The sequence below is a fragment of the Rhabdonatronobacter sediminivivens genome, assembly GCF_013415485.1.
In the GTDB taxonomy this organism is placed as follows: domain Bacteria; phylum Pseudomonadota; class Alphaproteobacteria; order Rhodobacterales; family Rhodobacteraceae; genus Rhabdonatronobacter; species Rhabdonatronobacter sediminivivens.
Genome location: NZ_JACBXS010000001.1, coordinates 176,764 through 199,489, shown reverse-complemented (window position 1 = coordinate 199,489; position 22,726 = coordinate 176,764). Strand labels below are relative to the sequence as shown.

General features: G+C 67.6%; 22 protein-coding genes. 18 read left to right on the top strand and 4 right to left on the bottom strand.

Going from position 1 to position 22,726, the window contains the following annotated elements; translation table 11 throughout:
• On the bottom strand, positions 1-462 hold a 462-nt coding region (locus tag HUK65_RS00920; protein ID WP_179904235.1), incomplete at its 3' end, for a leucine-rich repeat domain-containing protein.
• Positions 463-588: 126 nt separating this feature from the next.
• Between HUK65_RS00920 and HUK65_RS00915 the strand changes: the two genes are divergently transcribed.
• From HUK65_RS00915 to modC, 4 genes are all read left to right on the top strand, one after another.
• Positions 589-2,046 carry an MORN repeat-containing protein gene (locus HUK65_RS00915; protein WP_179904234.1) on the top strand — a complete coding sequence of 486 codons (1,458 nt, stop codon included), beginning with the start codon at positions 589-591 and terminating at the stop codon, positions 2,044-2,046.
• Between the two features lie 179 nt (positions 2,047-2,225).
• Positions 2,226-3,014, top strand: a complete 789-nt coding sequence (gene modA, locus HUK65_RS00910) for a molybdate ABC transporter substrate-binding protein (protein WP_179904233.1) — start codon at positions 2,226-2,228, stop codon at positions 3,012-3,014.
• 3 nt (positions 3,015-3,017) lie between these two features.
• Positions 3,018-3,686, top strand: coding sequence for a molybdate ABC transporter permease subunit (gene modB / locus HUK65_RS00905; protein ID WP_179904232.1), 669 nt, complete (start codon positions 3,018-3,020; stop codon positions 3,684-3,686).
• A gap of 13 nt (positions 3,687-3,699) precedes the next feature.
• The gene (modC, locus tag HUK65_RS00900) at positions 3,700-4,803 is read left to right on the top strand and encodes a molybdenum ABC transporter ATP-binding protein (protein WP_179904231.1); all 1,104 of its coding nucleotides are present in this window, start codon (positions 3,700-3,702) and stop codon (positions 4,801-4,803) included.
• 254 nt (positions 4,804-5,057) lie between these two features.
• Here the strand turns inward: modC and HUK65_RS00895 are convergent, their stop codons facing one another.
• Together HUK65_RS00895 and HUK65_RS00890 are read right to left on the bottom strand one after the other, a co-directional pair.
• Positions 5,058-6,029 (bottom strand): NAD(P)H-binding protein, encoded by a 972-nt coding sequence (locus tag HUK65_RS00895; RefSeq protein ID WP_179904230.1) that lies wholly within the window; start codon positions 6,027-6,029, stop codon positions 5,058-5,060.
• Positions 6,010-7,962: a 4Fe-4S binding protein gene (locus tag HUK65_RS00890; protein WP_179904229.1), complete on the bottom strand. Its 1,953-nt coding sequence runs from the start codon at positions 7,960-7,962 to the stop codon at positions 6,010-6,012. The genes HUK65_RS00895 and HUK65_RS00890 overlap by 20 nt, the downstream gene beginning before the upstream one ends.
• Positions 7,963-8,048: 86 nt before the next feature.
• Between HUK65_RS00890 and HUK65_RS00885 the strand changes: the two genes are divergently transcribed.
• From HUK65_RS00885 to HUK65_RS00825, 13 genes are all read left to right on the top strand, one after another.
• A complete protein-coding gene (locus tag HUK65_RS00885) occupies positions 8,049-8,777 on the top strand; it encodes a biotin/lipoate--protein ligase family protein (RefSeq protein WP_179904228.1) in 729 nt (242 codons plus the stop codon).
• Entirely contained in the window at positions 8,774-9,322 is a 549-nt protein-coding gene (locus HUK65_RS00880; RefSeq protein ID WP_179904227.1) for a DUF6505 family protein, read from the top strand. Before HUK65_RS00885 ends, HUK65_RS00880 begins: the two co-directional genes overlap by 4 nt.
• Positions 9,322-10,311: a DUF6352 family protein gene (locus tag HUK65_RS00875; protein WP_179904226.1), complete on the top strand. Its 990-nt coding sequence runs from the start codon at positions 9,322-9,324 to the stop codon at positions 10,309-10,311. Before HUK65_RS00880 ends, HUK65_RS00875 begins: the two co-directional genes overlap by 1 nt.
• Before the next feature lie 13 nt (positions 10,312-10,324).
• Positions 10,325-10,858 (top strand): DUF3305 domain-containing protein, encoded by a 534-nt coding sequence (locus HUK65_RS00870; RefSeq protein WP_179904225.1) that lies wholly within the window; start codon positions 10,325-10,327, stop codon positions 10,856-10,858.
• Positions 10,859-10,866: 8 nt separating this feature from the next.
• A complete protein-coding gene (locus HUK65_RS00865) occupies positions 10,867-11,613 on the top strand; it encodes a DUF3306 domain-containing protein (RefSeq protein ID WP_179904224.1) in 747 nt (248 codons plus the stop codon).
• 132 nt (positions 11,614-11,745) lie between these two features.
• On the top strand, positions 11,746-12,351 hold the full coding sequence (locus tag HUK65_RS00860) for a TorD/DmsD family molecular chaperone (RefSeq protein WP_235441676.1): 606 nt from the start codon (positions 11,746-11,748) through the stop codon (positions 12,349-12,351).
• A 64-nt stretch (positions 12,352-12,415) separates the two neighbouring features.
• Positions 12,416-12,640 carry a hypothetical protein gene (locus tag HUK65_RS00855; protein ID WP_179904223.1) on the top strand — a complete coding sequence of 75 codons (225 nt, stop codon included), beginning with the start codon at positions 12,416-12,418 and terminating at the stop codon, positions 12,638-12,640.
• 3 nt (positions 12,641-12,643) lie between these two features.
• Positions 12,644-15,613: a formate dehydrogenase subunit alpha gene (locus HUK65_RS00850; protein ID WP_179904222.1), complete on the top strand. Its 2,970-nt coding sequence runs from the start codon at positions 12,644-12,646 to the stop codon at positions 15,611-15,613.
• 15 nt (positions 15,614-15,628) lie between these two features.
• Entirely contained in the window at positions 15,629-16,225 is a 597-nt protein-coding gene (gene fdh3B, locus HUK65_RS00845; RefSeq protein ID WP_179904221.1) for a formate dehydrogenase FDH3 subunit beta, read from the top strand.
• Between the two features lie 11 nt (positions 16,226-16,236).
• Positions 16,237-17,238 carry a formate dehydrogenase subunit gamma gene (locus HUK65_RS00840; protein WP_179904220.1) on the top strand — a complete coding sequence of 334 codons (1,002 nt, stop codon included), beginning with the start codon at positions 16,237-16,239 and terminating at the stop codon, positions 17,236-17,238.
• 108 nt (positions 17,239-17,346) lie between these two features.
• Positions 17,347-18,474 (top strand): Mrp/NBP35 family ATP-binding protein, encoded by a 1,128-nt coding sequence (locus HUK65_RS00835; protein ID WP_179904219.1) that lies wholly within the window; start codon positions 17,347-17,349, stop codon positions 18,472-18,474.
• A complete protein-coding gene (locus tag HUK65_RS00830) occupies positions 18,474-18,629 on the top strand; it encodes a hypothetical protein (RefSeq protein ID WP_179904218.1) in 156 nt (51 codons plus the stop codon). The genes HUK65_RS00835 and HUK65_RS00830 overlap by 1 nt, the downstream gene beginning before the upstream one ends.
• Positions 18,630-18,636: 7 nt before the next feature.
• Positions 18,637-19,881, top strand: a complete 1,245-nt coding sequence (locus tag HUK65_RS00825; RefSeq protein ID WP_179904217.1) for a c-type cytochrome — start codon at positions 18,637-18,639, stop codon at positions 19,879-19,881.
• A gap of 393 nt (positions 19,882-20,274) precedes the next feature.
• On the opposite strand, the gene tyrS is transcribed toward HUK65_RS00825, so the two are convergent.
• Positions 20,275-21,528 carry a tyrosine--tRNA ligase gene (gene tyrS / locus HUK65_RS00820; RefSeq protein WP_179904216.1) on the bottom strand — a complete coding sequence of 418 codons (1,254 nt, stop codon included), beginning with the start codon at positions 21,526-21,528 and terminating at the stop codon, positions 20,275-20,277.
• Between the two features lie 65 nt (positions 21,529-21,593).
• Between tyrS and HUK65_RS00815 the strand changes: the two genes are divergently transcribed.
• Positions 21,594-22,688 (top strand): anhydro-N-acetylmuramic acid kinase, encoded by a 1,095-nt coding sequence (locus tag HUK65_RS00815; RefSeq protein ID WP_179904215.1) that lies wholly within the window; start codon positions 21,594-21,596, stop codon positions 22,686-22,688.
• Positions 22,689-22,726 lie beyond the last annotated feature (38 nt).

The following is a 22,726-nucleotide window of genomic DNA, read 5'->3' as shown; positions in this document are numbered from 1 at the left end:
TGCGACTGCCGATAGGTCGGTTATCGGATTGTTGTCGAGGTAGAGATCCTTCAAGCCCGTCATGCAGGTCAGCGGCGCGAGGTCTGTGATCCGGTTGTTTTTGAGGGTGAGACTCTGCAGCCCCGTCATTTTTGCGACTGCCGATAGGTCGGTTATCGGATTGTTGTCGAGGTAGAGATCCTTCAAGCCCGTCATGCAGGTCAGCGGCGAGAGGTCGCTGATCCTGCTGTTCTCGAGCACAAGGGTCTTTAGTCCTGTCAAGTCTGTCAGCGGTGTGAGGTCGGTGATCCGGGTGTTGTAGAGATGGAGGGTTTCCACCCCCTTCAGGCTGCCAATCTCGGGCGGCAGGCGGTCGAGGGCGCGGAACTCCCCGCCGCCGACATCCAGCCAATCCGCCCCCGTCCGGGCAAACTCCGCAATCTTCTCCTGCGCCAGCGCGTAAGCCTTGTCCGCGTCGCTCATCCTGCCCCCCGAAGCCGGTGCCGCCACACTGCCGCCCGCCTCACACCCGCGCAAGGGAAAAGGCCTTGCCAGCCTGCGCGGGCGCTACTACCCTCCCCGCAAAACAGCAGGGGGACACGCGTCATCATGTCTGGCACTCAACACGCGCGCGCGGTGATCGCAGCGCTTGGGGTCGCGCTTGCCGTGCCCGCTTTCGCCCAGATCGACGGTGTGCAGACCCGCCAGTATGACGATGGCGGCATCTATGAAGGCGAGTTTCGCGACGGGTTGCAGCACGGACAGGGCACTTACCGCCTGCCCAACGGCTTTGAATACACCGGCGAATGGGTCGAAGGCGCGATCACCGGGCAGGGGCTGGCGCGGTATCCCAATGGCTCGGTCTTTGAAGGTGCCTTTGTAGATGGCCGCCCGCACGGGCAGGGGACCATGACCTTTGGCGATGGCTCCACCTATGAAGGCGACTGGGTGGACGGGCGGATCGAAGGCGAGGGCCTGCGCAGGTTCGAAAACGGTGTGACCATTTCCGGCGGCTTTGTCGATGGCCAGCCCCATGGCACTGCCGTCATGGAGCGCCCGGACGGCTATCGCTACGAAGGTGACTGGGTCATGGGCACGCGCGAGGGGCAGGGCACCAGCACCTATCCCGATGGCACCGTCTATACCGGCGCCCTGGTGGACAACCAGCGCCACGGCCAGGGCCGGCTGGAGCGCCCCGACGGGCTGATCTATGACGGGGCCTGGCAAGAGGGGCAGCTGCATGGCGAGGGCCGTCTGGTCCAGCCCGATGGCGATATCTACGAAGGCAGCTTTCGCGCCGGATTGCGCCATGGGGTCGGCCGGGTGATCCATGCCGACGGGCGCGTCTTTGACGGCAGTTTCGAGAGTGATCTGCGCCAGGGGCTGGGGGTGCTGCAGGGGCCGGACGGGTTGCGCTACGAAGGCATGTGGGTGGCCGGGCAGATCGAGGGTGAGGGCACACTGACCCAGCCCGACGGCTCGGTCTATCAGGGCAGCTTTCGCGGTGGCCTGCCCGAGGGTCAGGGGACCATCACCTATGCCGATGGCTCCAGCTACGAGGGCGCGTGGGTCGCAGGCGTTTTCGAAGGGCAGGGCCGGGCAGATTTCGGCGATGGCATGGTCTATGAAGGTGGCTTTCTGGGTGGGCTGAGCGATGGAGACGGCACCATGACCTTCGGCGATGGCCGGGTCTATACGGGCCAGTGGCGCCAGGGCGAAATGCATGGCGCGGGTGAGATGCGCTTCCCCGATGGCGGCGTCTATACCGGCAGCTTTGCCGATGGGGAACGCCACGGGACGGGCCGGATCGAGATGGCCTCGGGCTTCATCTATGAAGGCGAATGGGTGGCCGGGCAGATCGAAGGGACGGGCGTGGCCACCTATGCCACCGGGGATGTCTACGAAGGCGAGTTCCGCGCCGGTCAGCGCCATGGTCAGGGCGTCTTGCGCTATGCCACCGGCGAGACGGTGGCCGGCAGCTGGGAGAGTGGCGTGCTGACCGAGGCCGCCGAAGACCTCGACCCGGCGGGCGAAAACGGCGCTGAGGGGGGCGCCACGGATGACTGAACACAGCACCCCATGGCGCGAAAGGCGTCTGCATGAGGCCGGGCCTGGAACGGGCGCGGGCCGGTCCGGTTGCGTGCCATCGCTCTGTCTGGCTGCCTGCGCGCCGCGGTGACATCGCCCTTGAGCGGGCAGCGGGCGTCCTGCGATACCCTTGGCCATAGCTGATGCCGGAGCAATGCATGCCGATAACCCTTGCACGCCGCCAGTTTCTGGCCTCTGCATCGGCCCTTGCCCTGGGGGCCATGCCGCTTGCGGCGCAGGGCGCGGCGCCGGTGGTGGCCGCGGCCTCGGACCTGCAATTCGTGATGGAGGAGATCGCCGCGGCCTTTACCGCCGAGACCGGGATGCAGGTGCGCTTGGCCATGGGCTCGACCGGCAATTTCGCGCGCCAGATCCGCGAAGGTGCGCCGTTCGAGATATTCATGGCCGCCGACGAGCAGTTCATCGCCGATCTGCACGCCGAGGGCCTGACGCGCGACGCAGGCGACCTCTATGCCATCGGCCGGATCGTGATCATGGCGCCGCATGGCTCGGCGCTGGTGCCGGATCCGGAGCTGGACACCCTGGCCGAAATGCTGGCGGCGGGACAGATCACCCGCTTCGCCATCGCCAACCCCGAACATGCACCCTACGGGATGCGCGCGCGTGAGGCGCTGATCTCGCGCGGGCTGTGGGAGGACCTGCAACCCGTCATGGTGCTGGGCGAAAATGTCAGCCAGGCCGCGCAATTCGCCCTTTCGGGCAATGCCGAAGGGGGTATCGTCGCCCAATCCCTGGCGCTGGCGCCGCAGGTCGCCCCGCGCGGCACCTGGGAGCTGATCCCCGCGGACTGGCACCAACCGCTGCGCCAGCGCATGGCGCTTCTGGGCAACGCCGGGCCGGTGGCCGAGGCTTTCTATGACTACCTGATGCAACCCGCCGCGCGCGCGATCATGGAGCGTTACGGCTTCGTCCTGCCGGGGGAGTGAGCGATGGACTGGACGGCGCTTTCGCTTTCGCTGCATCTGGCGGGATGGACGGTGGTGATCTTGCTGCCGGTATCGGTGCTGATGGGCCGGTTCCTGGCCTTTCGGCAATTCCGCGGCAAGGCACTGGTCGAAGCGCTGGTGATGCTGCCGCTGGTGCTGCCGCCGACGGTGCTGGGCTTCTATCTGCTGGTCAGCTTCGGGCGGGAGTCACTGCTGGGGCAGGCCTGGGCGGGGGTGTTCGGGCAGCCGCTGGTGTTTTCCTTTCCGGGGCTGGTGGTGGCCTCTTTGCTGTTCAACCTGCCCTTTGCGGTGCAGCCTGCCCAGCGCGGGTTCCAGGCCATCCCCGCCGAAGTGCGCGAGGCCGCGGCCACCTGCGGGATGTCGCCCTGGCGGTCGCTGTGGACGGTGGAACTGCCGCTGGCATGGCCCGGGGTCGTCACCGCGATGGTGCTGACCTTCGCCCATACGCTGGGGGAATTCGGCGTGGTGCTGATGGTGGGCGGGTCGATCCCCGGGGAAACCCGCACCATAGCCATTGCCATCTATGACCGGGTGCAGGCCTTTGACACCGATGCGGCGGCAGTCATGTCGGCGGTGCTGGTGGCGATTTCGCTGGTCACCATCGCCGTGACCTTTGCGCTCTCGGCCCGCCTGGGGCGCCGTCTGGGATGAGGGGGCGGTCCTGATGGCGCTGGAGGTGATGGCCCGGGCTGCGGCACCGATCCCGCTGGAGGTGGCGTTTCGCGTGGAACCAGGCGAGTTGCTGGCGCTGGTGGGGCATTCCGGGTCAGGCAAGACCACGCTGCTGCGCACCATCGCCGGGCTCTGGCGCCCCGAGGTGGCCCGCGTTTCGGTGGATGGCGTGCCCTGGCTGGACACGGCCGCGCGTGTAAACCTGCCGCCGCACCGCCGCCGGGTGGGGTATGTGTTTCAGAACTATGCGCTGTTTCCACATATGACCGCCCTGCAGAATGTCATGGCGGCGATGGCTGCGCGCGACACGGCCGAGGCCACGCGGATTCTGGACCTTGTGAACCTGCAGGGACTTTCCGGGCGGCGGCCATCGCAGCTTTCGGGGGGGCAGCAGCAGCGTGTGGCCCTGGCCCGGGCCCTGGCGCGCCGCCCGCAGGCGCTGCTGCTGGATGAGCCGTTTTCCGCCGTGGACCGGGCCACGCGCGAAAGGCTCTACGCCGAGATCATCGCCCTGCGCGCGCATCTGCGGATGCCGGTGGTGCTGGTCACCCATGATGTGAACGAGGCGCAGCTTCTGGCTGACCGGATGGTGGTGATCGACAAGGGCAGGGTTCTGCGCGCAGGCACCACGGCCGAGGTCATGGCCGACCCGCGCGCCCTGGGTGCCATGGGTATCCGGGAACTGGCGGCGATGCTGCCCGCGACCATTGCGGCGCATCTGCCCGATGGGTTGAGCCAGCTGGAGGCGCCGACAGGGCCGCTGTTCCTGCCCCGTGTCGAAGGCCCGCCGGGAACCCGCCTGCGTGTGCGGATCATGGCGCATGATGTGATCCTGTCGCGCTCCCGCCCGGAGGGTTTGTCGGCGCAGAACATACTGGCGGGACATGTGGCGCGGGTGGTGTCGGGGGCGGGGCCCGGGGCGATCGTGCATGTGGACGTCGGCGGGCATGAGATCCTGGCCCGGATCACCCGCCGCGCGCTCGAACAGCTGGACCTGCAGCCCGGGCAAGAGGTGCATGCGATCCTGAAATCCCTGTCCGTTGCCCGCGACCATGTTGCGGGCGCGCACCCGGATCACATGGCGCGCGGCCTGTGAGCGGGTCTTGTGAAAGGGACTTGTGAGGAGCTCGGCCCCTTCGCGGCCCTCTGCGCGCCCCTGGCCGATGCTGCAAGCCGCCGCGCGCCGCGCCCACCCACCCACCCTGCGCACCGCGCGGGGGCTGTCCGACGCGCGCGGCGGACGGGACGGGGTGGTCTGGCGGATGCTCGGGGATGGGGCCGGATCCCGGTTTGGGGGGTGCGGATTGTTGCGCGCGGGCTATGGTGCCGGTGCGGCCAGCGCCTTGGCGTTCAGAACACCGCATGTGCGCCGCGGTCGTCGCTGACCTTGCCGTGCAGCAGGGCGGCGTAATGGTCGCGCAGGGTGTCCGTACCGGTTTCAGGCGTGGCGCTGGCGTCGTAGCGGGCGCGGGTGGCGTCCCAGACCAGCATGGATTCGGTGGCGTAGTAGCGTCCGATCCGGGCCAGTTCCGCCTTGGCGCGCACGCGAGGCGACAGGCGGCCCATGGCGCTCAGCGTGGCGATGATCGCGTCCATCACCGCCAGCGGCATCCGGCGGATGTGTTGCGGCTGGCCGGTAAGGTCAAACAGCATCTGCGCCTGATTCAGGGGCGAGAGTGCCGGTCCCGGCCCGCCGATGGGCAGGACGCGCCCGCGCCGCGCAGGGTCGGTCACGCAATCGGCCAGATAGGCGCCCAGATCCCGGTCGCTGATCGGTTTGCAGGCGGTCAACCGGCCATCGCCGAACACCAGAAACGGCTTGCCCGCCGCCACCCGCGCCACCTGACCCGAGAGCGACTTGAAAAACGCCGTGGGGCGCACGATGGTCCAGTCTATCCCCGAGGCCATGAGCGCGGCCTCGAAGGCCAGTTTGGCGCGCTGAAACTCCAGCAGCGGTTTTTGCACGCAGATGGCCGAGAGCAGCACCACATGCCCCACGCCCGCCGCCTGCGCCGCGGCCAGCGCGGTGACATGCGCGTCATGGTCCACCGCCCAGGCATCCGCGGGGGCGCCCGTGCGCGAGGCCATGCACGAGACCAGCGTATCGAACCGCGCTGCGCCAAGGTTGGCTTGCGGGTTGCTCAGGTCCAGCGTGATGGCTGTCGCCCCGGGGGGCGGAGAGGTGCCGGGGCGCAGCGCGCAGGTGACACGGTGCCCGCGGGCCTGAAGCGCGGCCAGGGTCGCACGCCCGATGGTGCCGGTGGCGCCCAGCAGCAGCACCCGCTGCGCGGGCGCCACGCCCTCAGCCCCCGACCTTGTCATGCGGGTCGAACCCGGCCTTGACGACCTCCTGCGTGCGGCAGTCCTCGCACATGGTCAGCAGGCGGCGGCGCTCGGTGCCTTCGGGGCCGGTGAACATCCAGTGCCCGTCCAGCCGTTCCAGCACCCGGTCGATGCTGGATCTGGTGCCGAAGGGCTTGCCGCATTCGGTGCAGGCGAAGGGCTCTTCCTCCTTCAGCACGCGGCGCGGGGCCGCCCAGGCGGCGAAATCCATCTGCGGGATCAGGGCGATGGCATCCTCGGGGCAGGTGGCGGCGCAGAGGCCGCATTGCACGCAAGCGCTTTCGGTGAAGCGCAGCATGGGCTGGTCCGGGTTGTCCGACAGCGCGCCCATCGGGCAGACCGATACGCAGGACAGGCACAGGGTGCAGGCGTCCAGATCCAGCGCCACGGCGCCGAAGGGCGCGCCCGGCGGCAGGGCGATCCGCTGGGCGGGCTGCGGCGCGGTACGGTTCAGTTCGGACATGGCCAGGGTCAGCAGGCCGCGCTTGTCCTCGGGCGGCAGGAAGCTGGCGCGGGTGGCGCGGGCGGCGGGCGCGGGCTGCCAGAGGGCTTCGGCCAGGGCATCGGGGTCATCACTCTGGATCAGGGCGCAGGCATCGGCGGGATGGCCGGTTTCGGTGCAGATGGTGGCCATCAGCGCCAAGGTGGCCTCCAGCCCGACCAGCGGCTCGCGCGGGCGGGCGCGGGTCAGCACCCGCACGCCACCGGCGCCATAGGCGAGGGCGGCGGCCAGCGCCTCGGGGCCGATCTGGGTGGGTTCGTTCACCGCCAGCGGGATTACATGGGCGGGCAGGCCGCGGCCAAAGCGGGCCAGCGCGTCGATCACCGGCGCGCCGTGGTCTTCGTCGTGGAACAGGATTACCGGCGCGGCCTTGCCCCCGGCGGTGAACCACGCCCCCAGCCCTGCGCGCAGCTTTGCGGCCACGGTATCCACCGCGGGCAGCGCATAGGCGGCGGCGCCGGTGGGGCAGGCGCTCGCGCATTGGCCGCAGCCTGCGCAGATCGCGGGGTCAATGGCGACCGAATCGCCCGCCGGTGTGATGGCGCCCGTCGGACAGAGGTTCAGGCAGCGGGTGCAGCCGATGGTGGTATTGCGCGAATGGGCGCAGATATCGGGGGTGAAATCGATGTACTTCGGCTTGTCGAAGGTGCCCACCATCCCGGCCGCCCTGGCGATCAGCCGCGCCACCGCCACCGGGTCGCGCGGGTCTGCGCGCAGATAACCGGGCCGGGTTTCGTGGAACAGCGCCTGCCCGCCGGTCAGATCCACCACCAGGTCACAGCGGGACACGGCGCCGTCGCGGGCGGCCTCGAACTCCATCCGCGCGCGCGAAGAAGGCGCGGGCGCGGCGTAGTCATCGACCGTCAGCTCGAACGCGCCCAGATGGCCTTCTGCGCTGCGAATGCGCCCCTGCAGCACCGGGAAAGCGGTCTGGCGCGGTGGCGTCACCTCGGCCCCCGGGGTCAGCAGCACGGTGATGTCCAGCACCTGTGCCAGCTCTTGCGCAGCCTCCAGCGCCACCTCATCGCGGCCCAGGATCAGCGCCACGCCTTCGCTTTCCAGCGTCACCACCTCGAACGGGGCGGGGTCCACGTTGCTCATGGCCAGCAGCGCCGCCATCTTCGGCGCGGCCTTGGCGCCATCCTCGGACCAGCCGGCGGTCTCACGAATGTTGACGAAGCGCAAATCGCCCTCATAGCCGCCGGATTCAGCGATCTCGGCAAAGAGCGGCGCTTCCTGGGTGCAGGCCACGGTGACCTGCGCAAACGCGCCCAGGGCCTCGTGAAAATGGGACAGTTGCGCGCGGCAAAGCTGGCTGGCGGGCCGCCCGTCGCTGCCCAGCCGCGCCGGGTCCAGGGTCATGGTGTCTTCGCAGGTGCAGATGAGGGTGGTGCGGTCGGATGGCGCCATCGGGCTTTTCTCGCTGCTGGATGTGCATTATCTGACTGCCATATAGACCTTTGGGTGCCGATTGGACAGCACCCCCGGGAGGGACCATGACCGCCGAGATCGATTTGCACCCGCGTATCCACCTGCCGCCGCCCTATACGTTGCACCGCACCGCGGCACCCGATGTGCTGGCCCATGCCGTGGCGCTGGCCCCGGAGGAAGGGGCGGGCGCGCTGGTGCTGCGGCAGGTGCCGGGGCGGTTGGATCTGGCGGTGGTGCTGGAACCGGAAACCCCGCTGGAGCAGGCGCAGATGGCCTTTGTGCTGGGCATGGTGGCGTTGGCCGATGCGCTGGCTGCCCATTGCCCGCCCGAACGTGCGGTGCGGCTGGTCTGGCCCGATGAAATCCGCTTTGACAAGGCACGGCTGGGGGGCGGGCGCTTTGCCGTGGCGCCCGGGACAGGCGCGGGGGATGTGCCCGACTGGATGGTCTTTGCCGCCGAGCTGATCGCCGACCGCGACCATCTGGCCGAACCGGGCCGCCTGCCCGACAGCACCTCATTGGCCGAGGAAGCCTTTGATGCGCCCGAGGATATCGTGAGCACCTTTGCCAGCTACCTGATGCTCTATTTCGACCGCTGGACGCATGAGGGGATCGACGCCGTGACCAACCGCTACCTGATGCGCATTGATCCGCCGCTCTTGCGCGGGGTGCGCCGGATCGAGGGCGACCGGCTGGTGGAGATCACCCCCGCCGCCGGGGGGCGCCGTTCGCCGCCGTTGCTCGACGCGCTGGGCGCCACCGGCTGGCGTGACGATGCGGGGCCGGTGCTGTGAGCCTGCTGCCGCGCACCATACGGCTGGACGGATCGGATGCGGTGGTGTTTGCGCAGGCGGCGGAACCCGGCGAATGGGCGGTGCCGGGGACGTTCCTGTTCTGGGGGCGTGCCCCTGACAGCCTGGGCCGGAAAGAGGCTATCGCCTTTCGCTCGGGCTTTCTGGGGATCGACAGTTTCGGCCATTCCACGCTGGTCACACTGCAACCGGCCACGCCCGCCGAACGCGCTGCAGCGGTCGAACGGCTGGCCGAAGGGCTGGTGGCGCATCTGGGCGCGCCCTCGGTCGATGCCGCGCGCCCGGCGGCCGAGGAAGAGATCGCCCTGGCCGAAAGCCTCTGCGCCGGGCACGCGGAGAACACGCTGGTCGCGCTGCATCGCCGCTTTGATGATGGCGCCATCCGCGAACAGTTCCGCACCCTGAAACCGCGCGATGAAACCGCCTTTTCCGGCACGCATCTGCAGGGCCATGACCGCGCCTTTCATTTTGTCGAGGAAGAGGCCGACGACCATATTGACCTGTTTGATCTGCGGGGGCGGGACTGATGCCGGAATTCTGGGTGGCCTCGGGGCATCATCTGACACGGCTGAATGCGGCGGGGCGGATGCTGGTCACGGATGAGCTGATCCTGGCCTGGCTGGCCCGGCCCGAGGTGCTGCCCCCGCCCGAAGCCTGCGCGGCCGAGCGTGCGTTGCACCGGCGGCTGCTGGACAAGCCACGGGCCAAGGTGTCCGAGATGGAGCTGCGCGCGTTGAAAGACCCGGACGCGCAGGAAAACTGGCGCTTTCTGCTGGGGCTGCGCGACAGGCTGCTGGCCGCCGGCACAGTGGAAGAGGGCTATGCCGCGATCATGCGCGAGGGCGTGCAGATGCCGCAGGTTTTCCTCTCGCAACTGGTGCAGTTGATCATGCGCAACGCGCTGGATGGCTGCAACGACCCGCAGGTGCTGCGCGCGGCGGAATGTTTCTTTCGCCCCCAGCGCGCGCATGTGAAAGATGACAAGCTGCTGCTGGCCGATGAGGAACTGGTGCAGCTCTACGAGGCCGAGATGCACGAAAGCCCGCTGACGGCCATGTTTTCCGGCGGGGTGGAGGGGCTGGATGTGCTGGGCGGCGGCAACGAATGGACCTATTGGTCGCGCTCGGACGCGCATACGACCGTGCTGAATTTCGGCGGCGACCCGGAAGCCCGGCGCGGCATGGCTGAAGCGATTGCCGCCTTCCTGCGCCATATGCTGAATCTCTCGGTAACGGTGACGGCCCAGACCCGCGCCGATGATGTGGACCTGCGCTGGTTCGTCGGGCTGGACCCGGCGGGCACCGCCATCGGCAATGCGCTGTGGCAGGGCCGCCCGCTGCCCGCCACCCTTGCCGGGCTGTTCCGGTTGGAGTTTGACGACACCAGCGCGGTCCGCCCGGCGCTGGCCGGGCATCCGGTCTGGCTGATCATGGGGCTGGGCGCGGATGGGGCGCTGCGCATGAAGCCGCAGAACCTGTTGACCGGGCTGCCGCTGGCCGAGCCGGTCCTGAACTGAGGGGAGGCACCCGATGCCGCAGAAATCCGTCCGCCTTGGTGTGCTGGCCCTGCGCCGCCCGCCCGTCACCCGTTGGGGGCCCGGAGAGCTGCGCCCCTCGGGGTTGCTGATGCCGGTTCCGCAGACCGCGCCCAACACATTGGTGTCCAATATGGAGGGGGTTGAAACATGGTATCTGGGCGCGCGCGACATGACGCTCTATTCCGGCGATACCGGGCATCACCGGGACAATCTGGCCTCGGGGCGGGCGGCGCTCTGGGTGGCAATCCGCGGCCAGGACCCGGCCCGGGCCGAGGTCGTCTGCATCACCGCCGACCCCTACGAGGGCGAGGGCTATGCCTCGGACCTGGCGCTGATGGTCGAGGCGCTGCCGATGCCCGAAGCCATCGCCGCCATGGTGTCGGAGTTTGTCGCGCAATACCATGTCGACATGCCGTTCAAGAAGCGCAAGCGCCTGCCCGTGGACCCCAATGCCATGACCGCCCGCGCCCCGCGCGTCCTGCAGCCGCAGGACAAATGGGTGAACACCCCGCCGCGCAAGAGGTAACCTGACCCATGCCCCGCCGCCCCCATGATGACCCTCGCGAAGACGGCTTCTTCAGCCGCTGGTCCCGGCGCAAACGGTCCGAGGACGCGAACGCCGCAGAGGCCGAGGCCGAAGCCCCCCCGGTCAGCGACCCGTCCAGCGACGCCGCGCCGCCGCCTGAACCCGCGGCAGACCCCAGACGGGTGCCCATCACCCCCGAGGACCTGGCGGCCCTGCCGAAGGTCGAGGATCTGGTCCCTGGCGCGGACATCCGCGGCTTCTTGCGGCCCGGCGTTCCCGCGACACTCAAGAACGCTGCCCTGCGCCGGATGTGGCTGCTGACCCCGGCGATCCGGGATCATGCGGACCCTGCGGTGGATTACGCCTGGGACTGGAATACCCCCGGCGGCGTGCCGGGCGACGGGCTTGCCGCCACGCCGGAACGCGCCGCCGAAATGTTGCGCGCGCTGCGCGAGGTGCCCCGGAACGCCTCGGCGCCCGAGGTCACGGCCGGGCAGGATGACGCGCTGCCTGATGCAACCCCCGTCAACGCTCGGCCGCAAGTTGAATCCCGCCCAGAGCCCCACCCGGGGCCCCACCCGGAGCCCCAACCGGAGCGTCATGAGCCTGCGCCAGCGCCGGAGCCCACCCCGAAGATTGCGCCAACCCCTTCAGGGGCTTCGGTTCCGGGCACGGAACCTGCCGGGGAAAAGGCCAGTTCGGCGGGGGTTCGGGGGCCGGACCGGGCCCGGCATGGAGGTGCGCGTCCGACGTGACCGGTATGCGACCATGGTCGGATATGCCCGCCTTCATGCAACGTGTCACTTTAGCTGGACAATTTGCCGAGTCTCGCACTATTCTGCATGCAAGCGCATGCAATTGCGCATGGGAGCCGTGAGCAAGAATCGATGGAACGCAGCCAGCCCGTGTCCGGGTCAGCAACGGATCGCATAGACGCCGCACGCAGCGAACAGTATCGCTTTCTTTCGCGCATGTTCAGCGCGGCCCCGAATGCGGCCACGCTTCAGGGCATTGCGCAACTGAAGGGTGATCAGACGGCGCTGGGCCAGGCGTTCGACGCGCTTGCGCGGCAGGCCGATGGCGCCGACCCCAGGTTGGTCGAGCGCGAGTTCTTCGAGCTGTTCATCGGTGTCGGCCGGGGTGAGTTGCTGCCCTATGCCAGTTTCTATCTGACCGGTTTCCTGAATGAACGGCCCCTGGCCGATCTGCGCCGTGACCTGATCGCGCTGGGTGTGGCCCGCGCCGAGGGGCGGCATGAACCCGAAGATCACATCGCCCTTCTGTTCGAGGTCATGGCCGATATGGCTGATGGCACGCTGCCGGTCAGCGCCGAACAGCAGGCAGACTTCTTTCGCCAGCATATTGCCCCCTGGGCGGCCCAGTTCATGGATGACCTGGCCGTGGCGCCCAGTGCGCGGCTCTATCGACCGCTGGCCGAGATCGGCCGGCTGGTCGTGGATATCGAATCGCGGGCCTTTGCGCTTGCGGCCTGATGACTGAATGAACCTTCGGGCGTGCCGGGGAGCAGCGTGTCCGACAAACGCGGAGGAAACCGAAATGGCAAGACGTGACAATGCGCAGGCACCCAGGGTGGGGCTGAGCCGCAGGGCATTTTTTGGCGTGGCAGCAGCTTCGGCGGTGGGGGCGGGTGCCCTGACCGGCGGCGGGGCGGTGCCCGCTTTCGCGCAATCGGGTAATGCCCGCACACGCGCGCGCTACCAGCGCACCGAACATGTGGAAAACTTCTACCGCACCAACCGCTATTACGACCGGGGGGAATGAGCGATGCTTGTCAAACGCAGAACCCGCGAGGCTGCCGCTTCGGGCCGCCTGTCGCAATTCGCAGCCGGGGTGGCCGCCAAGCCGCTTGATCGCCGCAGCTTTCTGCGCGCCTCGGGGCTGACCGTCGGTGGTCTGGCCGCCCTTGGCACGCTGGGCGCCGGCATGACCCGCCGGGTGGAGGCCGCGGGCTTCACCGATCAGTCCCAGCCGATCGAGGTCAAGACCAACATGTGCACCCACTGTTCCGTGGGCTGCACCGTCAAGGCCGAGGTCCAGAACGGCGTCTGGGTCGGGCAGGAGCCCGCCTGGCACAGCCCCATCAACCGTGGCACCCATTGCGCCAAGGGCGCTTCGGTCCGCGAGCTGGTGCATGGCGACCGCCGCATCAAGTATCCGATGAAGAAGGTCGGCGGCGAGTGGCAGCGCATCAGCTGGGACCAGGCCTATGACGAGATCGCCGAGAAGATGGGCGAGATCCGCCAGAATTCGGGCGCGGATTCGGTCTATCTTCTGGGCTCGGCCAAGTTCTCGAACGAAGGGGCCTATCTGTTCCGCAAGTTCGCCGCCTTCTGGGGCACGAACAACGTGGACCATCAGGCGCGGATCTGCCATTCGACCACAGTGGCGGGTGTGGCCAACACCTGGGGCTATGGCGCGCAGACCAACAGCTACAACGACATCCGCAACGCCAAGACCGTGATCTTCATGGGCTCGAACGCGGCCGAGGCGCACCCGGTGTCGATGCAGCACATCCTTGAAGGCAAGGAAACCCAGAACGCCAATGTGATCGTTCTGGACCCGCGCTTTACCCGCACTGCGGCCCATGCGACCGAATTTGTCCGCTTCCGCCCCGGCACCGATATCGCCGTGATCCACGGGATGCTGTATCACATCTTTGAAAATGGCTGGGAAGACAGCGACTATATTGCCCAGCGCGTCTGGGGGATGGATCAGGTCCGCGAGGTGGTGAAGGACTACACCCCCGATGTGGTCGAGGACATCACCGGCGTCGATGGCGAGACGCTCAAGCGCGTGGCCGAGCAATTCGCCAAGGAGCGCCCTTCGACCTTCATCTGGTGCATGGGCGGGACGCAGCACACCGTGGGCACCGCCAATGTGCGCGCCTATAACATCCTGCTGCTGGCCACCGGCAACGTGGGCCACGAAGGCACCGGCGCCAACATCTTCCGTGGCCATTGCAACGTGCAGGGCGCCACGGATTTCGGCCTCGATGTGGGTAACCTGCCTTGCTACTACGGGCTGGGCGAGGGCGCCTGGCGGCACTGGTCGCGCGTCTGGGACGTGCCGTATGACTATTTCGTGGACCGTTTCGATGCCGTTCCGGCCAAGGGCGGGCGCGATGCACGCACCCCGCAGCAGAACATGGAGGTTCCGGGCATCACCTCGACCCGCTGGTTCGATGCGGTGACGATCGATGCCGAGGAGATCGACCAGCAGGACAACATCAAGGCGATGATCGTCTTCGGTCACGGCGGCAACACGGTTCCGCGCATGCAGGACGCCCAGCGCGGCATGGATGCGCTGGACCTGCTGGTGGTGGCTGACCCGCATCCGACCACCTTTGCGGCGCTGCACTCGCGCACGGACAACACCTATCTGCTGCCGATCTGCACGCAGTTCGAATGTTCGGGCTCGCGCACCGCGTCCAACCGGTCGATCCAGTGGGGCGAAAAGGTCGTTGACCCGATCTTTGAATCCGACAACGACTATGCCGTGATCCACGCCCTGTCCGAGCGGCTGGGCTTCGCGGATGAGATGTTCAAGAACTACGAGATGGTCGAAGGCAAGTTCGGCATGGAACCGACGCCGGAATCCATCCTGCGCGAGATCAACCGCGGCGCCTGGTCGGTGGGCTACACCGGGCAATCGCCGGAGCGGCTGAAGGCGCATATGGCGCATCAGGAGCATTTCGATCTGGTCACCCTGCGCGCCAAGCCGGACGCCCCGGCCGAGGTTCAGGGCGATTATTACGGCTTGCCCTGGCCGTGCTGGGGCACCGCGGAGCTTCGGCATCCGGGCACGCATATCCTCTACAACACCAACCTGCACCCGATGGAGGGCGGCGGCGCGTTCCGTCCGCGCTTCGGGCTGGAGCGCGATGGCGAGACGCTTCTGGCCGAAGGCTCCTGGCCCGTGGGGTCCGAGATCGAGGATGGATATCCGCAGTTCACCTATGGCGTGCTCAGGCAGCTTGGCTGGGACGAGGATCTGACCCCGCAGGAACTGGCCGTGATCCGTCAGGTAGCCGGCGGGGATGAGGAAGCGATGGACGGTGTCAGCTGGTCGCTCGACCTGTCGGGCGGCATCCAGCGCGTGGCGCTGGAGCATGGCTGCGTACCCTACGGCAACGGCAAGGCCCGCGCCGTGGCCTGGAACCTGCCCGATCCGATCCCGCTACACCGCGAGCCGATCTACACCGCACGGCCTGATCTGGTGGCGCAGTATCCCACCAATGAGGATCGCCGCCAGCAGCGGATGCCGAATATCGGTGCCGTCGTGCAGCAGGACGTGGTGGAGCGTGGTGTTGCAAGCGAGTTTCCGATCATCCTCACCTCGGGCCGTCTGGTCGAGTATGAGGGTGGCGGCGAGGAAACCCGCTCGAACCCCTGGCTGGCCGAACTCAAGCAGGACATGTTCGTCGAGATCAACCCGGCGGATGCGCAGGCCCGCGGCATTGTTGATGGCGGCTGGGTCTGGGTCACGGGGGCCGAAGGTGGCAGCAGGGCGCGGGTGAAGGCGCTGGTCACGGAACGGGTGAACCCCGGCCTGGCCTTCATGCCCTTCCACTTCGCCGGCTGGTTCCAGGGCGAGGATCAGCGCGGGAACTACCCCGAAGGCACCGATCCCATCGTCCTGGGCGAATCCGTCAACGTGATCACCACCTATGGCTATGACCCGGTGACCGGCATGCATGAAGGCAAGGTCACGCTTTGCCAGATCGCAGCGGCATAAGGGAGGAAAACAACAATGGCACGGATGAAATTCCTTTGCGATGCCGATCGCTGCATCGAATGTCAGGCCTGTGTGACGGCCTGCAAGAACGAGCATGAGGTGCCCTGGGGCATCAACCGCCGCCGGGTGGTGACCCTCAATGACGGCCTTCCGGGCGAGCGTTCGGTCTCCATGGCCTGCATGCATTGTGACGATGCCCCCTGCGCCGCCGTCTGCCCGGTGGATTGCTTCTACACCACCGCCGATGCCGTGGTCCTGCACAACAAGGACACCTGCATCGGCTGCGGCTACTGCTCCTATGCCTGCCCCTTCGGCGCGCCGCAGTATCCGCGTGCGGCGAATTTCGGCACCCGCGGCAAGATGGACAAATGCACCTACTGCTCGGGCGGCCCCGAGGATGACATGAGCCAGGCGGAATATGTCAAATACGGGTCCAACCGTCTGGCCGAGGGCAAGCTGCCGCTCTGCGCCGAAATGTGTTCGACCAAGGCGCTGCTGGCCGGCGATGGTGACATCATCGCCGACATCTACCGTGAGCGTGTGGTGACACGCGGCTATGGATCGGGTGCCTGGGGCTGGCGCACGGCCTATGGCGAAACCGTGTCGGTCTGAGGGGAAGAGCCATGACAAGAACAATCTTCACCCGCATTGCCGCGGCACTGGCCATGGTGGCGCTTGTTGCCACCGTGGCGCCAGTGGCCCAGGCACAGGTCAACCCGACGCAAAGCGCGGTCAATGAGGATGCGCTGTTCCAGGCGCTTGGCACCGGCGGCAGCGTCAGTGGCCGTGTTACCATTCCGGATCAGGCCTCGGGCAATCTTATCGTGCCGGACAACAAGGGATGGGCCGTTCTGCAGGGCCAGACCCTGCACACGCTGTCGATCGTGGCCGTGGTGGGGATGATCGCCCTGCTGGCGGTGTTCTACATGCTGCGCGGCAAGATCCGCATCGATGGCGGGCCCTCGGGGCGCAAGATCCTGCGCTTCAATGCCGTGGAGCGGTTTGCGCATTGGACTCTGGCCAGCACGTTCATCATCCTTGCGCTGACGGGCCTGAACCTGATCATCGGCAAGTCCGTGATCCTGCCAATCGTGGGTGAAAGCGCCTTTGGCACGCTGTCCGCCTGGGGAAAGATCGCGCATAACTACCTGGCCTGGCCGTTCATGGCGGCGCTTGTGCTGATCTTCCTGCTGTGGGTCATCCACAATGTGCCCAGCAAGCTGGACTGGCAGTGGATCAAGATGGGGGGTGGCATCCTGAAGAAGGGCGTTCACCCGCCGGCGCGCAAGTTCAACGCCGGGCAGAAGCTGATCTTCTGGGCTGTGATCGTTGGGGGTGCTGCGCTGTCCTGGACCGGGATCATGCTGCTCTTCCCGGCCGAGGCTGGCACGGCCGCTGACTGGCAGTTCTATCAGACCATCCACGCGCTTGTCGCCGCCGGCCTGTCGGCGCTGGTGATCGCGCATATCTACATCGGCTCGGTGGGTATGGAAGGCGCGTTCGATGCCATGGGCTCGGGCGAGGTTGATGAGAACTGGGCCAAGGAGCACCATTCGCTCTGGGTCGATGAAGTGAAATCGACCCAGGCGCGGAACACCGCGCAGGTCCAGACCCCGGCCGAGTGATCGGCACATGACATGCGATTGCTTAGCCCGGTTCCCTGTTGGGGCCGGGCTGTTGCACACCCTGACCCTCTGGATTGCCAGATCTTCTGAACGGATCGTGTTGCCGGGATGACTGCTGGATTGGACCGTGACCGGATACTGAGCGCGCTGGATGCGCTGCGCCTGCCTGATGGCACCCCACTGGGTCAATCAGGCCGGGTCGGTGGGCTGAGCGTCGAAGGCGGGCGGATCAGCCTTTCCATCCGCACCGACGCCACCGAGGCCAGCGCCCTGGAACGCACCCGGGCCGAGGCCGAGGCGCATCTGCGCGCCCTTCCCGGTGTGGAGCGGGTGTTTGTGGTGCTCACCGCTGAAAACACGTCCCCGACCCCCAAACACCCCCCCGCGCTGAAACCCGGCCCTGCCGCGCCCGCAACCGCGAAGCCTGATCCGCTGGCCGGGATTGGCGCGGTCATCGCCGTGGCCTCGGGCAAGGGTGGCGTCGGAAAATCCACGACCACCGTCAACCTTGGCCTGGCGCTGCGCGCGCAGGGGCTGTCGGTGGGGATACTGGATGCCGATATCTATGGCCCGTCCCTTCCCACGCTGCTGGGACTGCATGGCAAGCCTGCGGCCGGGCCGGGGCGCAAGCTGAAGCCCATGCAGGCCCATGGCTTGCGCGCCATGTCCATGGGCCTTCTGGTGGACCCCGAGGCCGCGATGGTCTGGCGCGGTCCGATGATCATGTCGGCCATCACCCAGATGATGGCCGATGTCGAATGGGGCGCGCTGGACGTGTTGCTGGTGGACATGCCGCCGGGCACCGGGGACGCGCAGCTGGCGTTGGCCCAGGGGACGCGACTGGCGGGTGCCGTGATCGTTTCCACCCCGCAGGACCTGTCCTTGATCGACGCGCGGCGCGGGATCACCATGTTCCGCAAGGTCGATGTGCCGATCCTGGGTATCATTGAGAACATGTCCCATTTCATCTGCCCCGATTGCGGCGGCACCCATGCGATTTTTGGCCAGGGCGGCGCGCGCGATGAAGCGGCCCGCCTGCGGGTGCCCTTTCTGGGCGCGGTGCCGCTGACGATGGAGCTTCGCGCCGCTTCGGACATTGGCCAGCCCGTGCTGGTGCGCGACCCCGAAGGTCCGTTGGGCCAGGCCTATGACAGAATTGCCCGCGCACTCCGCGACGGGCTTGATCAGAGCGCAGGCGCCCGCCGCCCGCGCCCCCACGCCACAGGAGAACCGTGATGAAAGCCTTTCTCGCAGCTGCCGTATTTGCCATTGCCCTGGCCGTCGGAGCCGCATTCGTGCTGGACGGAAGCTATCAGCAGCCAACGCATTCGGCCTTTACCACCGAAGGCGCGCGGGTGAGCGACCCCGGCTCCAACCTGATCGGAAACTGACGCCTGCGTGCCCTGCTTGCTGCGCAGCGTGATCCTGGCCGTGCTGCTGCCGCTTCCGGCAGTGGCCCAGGATCTGGTTGGCCATGGCGGCCCCGTCGGCGCGCTGGCGCTGGAAGGGGACCGCGCCCTTTCGGGCGGGTTCGATACCCGCGCGATCCTGTGGGATATGGACAGCGGCGCGGCGCGCAATGTCACCCGCTTCCATGATGGCAATGTCACGGCTGTGGCGTTGTTCGCGGATGGCCGGTTTGCGACTGCGGGGCAGGATGGGCGCGTCGCGATCTGGCAATCCGATAGCCGGGCGCCCGAATTCGCCACCGGGCACGGCGTCTCGGCGATCTCCTCGCTGGCGCTGTCGCCGGATCAGGCCCATCTTGCGGCTGGGTTCTGGGATGGCACGGTGCAGGTGCTGGACCTGGGCGCGGGCGGCAATGCCCGGGTGCAGGCCCATGGGGATCGTGTCACGGGGCTGGTCTGGCTGGCCTCGGGGAAGTTGGTGTCTGTTGGCAGCGATCTGCGCATGGCGCGCTGGTCGCCGGAGCTGGATCTTGCCGGGCGCACCGACCTGCCGGATTTGCCCAACGGCCTGGCGGTCACCCGTGACCGGCTGGCGGTGGTCTTTGCCGAAGGCGCGCTGCGGCTGTATTCGCCCCGGGGTGACCTGCTGCCCGAACGCTTTCTGACCGACCGGCCGCTGGTCGCGGTGGCGGCGCGTGGCGGGGTGGTGACCGCGGGTGCCATTGATGGCACCGTCTGGTTGCTGGAGGCCGATGGGCTGAGCGAACGCTTCCGCATAGATGCCGCCACCGGCCCCGTCTGGGCCCTGGCGACAGAGGGTGACGTGCTGCTGAGCGCCGGGGCCGATGGCATGATCCGGCGCTGGTCGGCCCGGGATGGCGCCCCCCTGGGGCAGGGGGCGGCAACGTCGCAGACCGCTGTCGATGACGGCAGCCGTGGTGCTCAGGTCTGGCGCGCCTGCGCCGTCTGCCACAGCCTGGAGCCCGGCGACCAGTCGCGCGCCGGTCCCTCCCTGCACGGCATATTCGGCCAGCGGATCGCAACCCGGCCCGGCTATGACTATTCCGAAGCCCTGCAGCAGCTTGATATCGTCTGGACCAAGCGCACCGTGGCCGAGCTGTTCGAATTCGGCCCCGAGGCCTACACCCCCGGCTCGCGCATGCCTGAACAGCGCGTTGCATCGGCCGAGGACCGGCAGGCGCTGGTGGAATTCATCGAGCGGATGAGCCGCTGAACGGATGTATCGCTTGTCCCGAAAGATGCCGATGCTGGCCTGACCGGACCGTATCCTTCGGGGATCCGGACTGCCCTCCGCTGCCAATGCCGCAGCCCCTGGCCGGACCGGTCATCGGCATTTGGGATGCCGCGGCCCTGACAGCCACCATTGGCATCCTCGAGGCTTCACATGCGGCGGCACCGGCGGAACGGCCGGTCCATCGCGCATGATGGCGTGCCCATGCGCAGGGCAATTGTGTCCAGTATCGCAACCGCTGCCTTTTTCCGTGCTGACGTCGCACACTTGGCGCCATCTGCGCTTGCGCAGATGGGAGCGCCCCCGAGGCGCGCAGGGTGGGTGGGTGGGCGCGGCTCGGGGGCGCTTCTGGCCCCCGCTCGAACAGCCTTCGCGCTACCCCAACGTGACCAGTGCGTGGCGCTTCTTGCCGGCGGTCAGTTTCAGCGGCTGGCTCAGTTCCGCGGCCTGCACCATCTGTCCGGCATCGGTCACCACAACATCATTGGCACGCGCCCCGCCTTCGGCGATCAGGCGCTTGGCCTCCTTGCCGGATTTCGCCAGCCCCGAACGGACAAACAGCTGCGCGATCGAGATCCCGCCCTCCAACTCGCCGGGCTCCAGGTTCAGCCGGGGCAGGTCCTCGCCCATCCCGCCCTGTTCGAAGACGGCGCGGGCAGTGGTTTCGGCGGCGGCCGCTGCCTCGGCCCCGTGGCACAGGGTGGTCACCTCATTGGCCAGGCGGATCTTGGCCTCGTTGATCTCGGACCCGGCCAGGGCGCCCAGCCGCTCGCAGTCTTCCACCGGCAATTCGGTATAGAGCTTCAGGAACCGGCCCACATCGGCATCAGTGGTGTTGCGCCAGAATTGCCAGAACTCATAGGGAGACAGCATCTCGGCATTCAGCCAGATCGCCCCGCCCGCCGATTTCCCCATCTTGCGCCCGTCCGAGGTGGTCAGCAGCGGCGTGGTCAGCCCGAACAGCTCCGCATCCGCTATCCGGCGCGCCAGGTCGATCCCGTTGACGATATTGCCCCACTGATCCGACCCGCCCATCTGCAACAGGCATCCATGGCGGCGGTGGATTTCGACGAAATCATAGGCTTGCAGGATCATGTAGTTGAATTCCAGAAAGCTGAGCGATTGCTGCCGGTCCAGCCGGGTCTTGACCGAGTCAAAGCTCAGCATCCGGTTGACGCTGAAATGGCGGCCCACATCGCGCAGGAACTCCAGATAGTTCAGCCCGTCCAGCCATTCGGCATTGTCGAGCATGACCGCGCCATCGGCGCTGTCGTCATAACGCAGGTATTTGTCAAACACCTGCTGCATGCCGTCGATATTGGCCTCGATGGCGGCGGCATCCAGCAGAGGGCGTTCCTCGGAGCGGAAGCTGGGGTCACCAACCTTGGTGGTGCCGCCGCCCATCAGGGTGATCGGCTTGTGTCCGGTCTTCTGCAGCCAGCGCAGCAGCATGATGTTCAACAGATGCCCCACATGCAGCGATCTTGCGGTGGCGTCATAGCCGATATAGGCCGGGACCACACCGGCCATCAGAGCCTCGTCCAACCCCTGCAGATCGGTGCAATCGGCCAGAAAGCCACGTTCGATCAGCACGGTCAGGAAATCCGATTTCGGGCGATAGGGGGTCATTTCCGCTTGTCCTCGGGTCTGGGTTGCGGCTGTCTATAGCCTTGGGCCGGGTCAAGGAAAAGAGCATGTTGGGCGACGAAGCCGTATTGGCGCTGGGAACGATGTCGGGGACCTCGATGGACGGGGTGGATGCGGCCCTGCTGCTGACCGATGGCGAAACAATCCGCAGCTTTGGCGAAACCGCCTATCGCCCTTATTCCGAGGCCGAGCGCAGCATCCTGCGCGCCGCCCTTGGCCGCTGGCCGGGGGAGCCGGAGGTCGAGGATGCCGCCGAGGTGGTGGAACTGGCCCATGCCGAGGTGATGTCCGGCTTCGGGGGCGTGCGGCTGGCGGGGTTTCATGGCCAGACGCTGGCGCATGACCCTGATGGCGGACGGACGCATCAGGCGGGCTCGGGCGGGGTGCTGGCGCGGGTGCTGGGGGTGCCGGTGGTCTGGGATTTTCGCAGTGCGGACATGCGGCTGGGCGGGCAGGGAGCGCCGCTGGCGCCGTTCTTCCATTTCGCGCTGGCCCGTCATATCGGCGCGCAGGGGCCGGTGGTGTTCCTGAACCTGGGCGGGGTGGGGAATGTGACCTGGGTTGATCCCGCCCGCGCGTATCCGGAAGACGATGGCGCGCTGCTGGCTTTTGACACCGGGCCGGGGTGCGCGCCGCTGGATGATCTGATGCAGGCCCGCCGGGGGCTTGCGCGCGATGACGGCGGCGGGCTGGCCGCCGGGGGAGAGGTTGATCTGGAGGTTGTGCGCAAGCTGCTGTCGCATCGGTATTTCCGGCGAATGGCACCGAAATCGCTGGACCGGGGGGGCTTGGGCGATCTGCCGGGCGCGGTGGCGCATCTGGGGGATGCGGATGCGGCAGCAACGCTGGCGGCCTGCACGGCTGCGACGGTGGCCGAGGCTTCGGACCTGTACCCCGCGCCGCCCGAGCGGATGCTGGTGGCGGGGGGCGGGCGGCACAATCCGGTGGTGATGGCGATGATCGCCGCCGCCATGGACTGTCCGGTGGAGCCGGTGGAGGCGGTGGGGCTGGATGGCGACATGCTGGAGGCGCAGGCCTTTGCCTATCTGGCGGTGCGGGTGGCACGCGGGTTGCCGACCTCCTGCCCCGCCACCACCGGCGTTGCGGCTGCCGTCGGCGGTGGGCAGATCAGCGCGCCATAGGTCGCATGTGCCCTGGCGGCGGTGATCCGGCGGAGCGC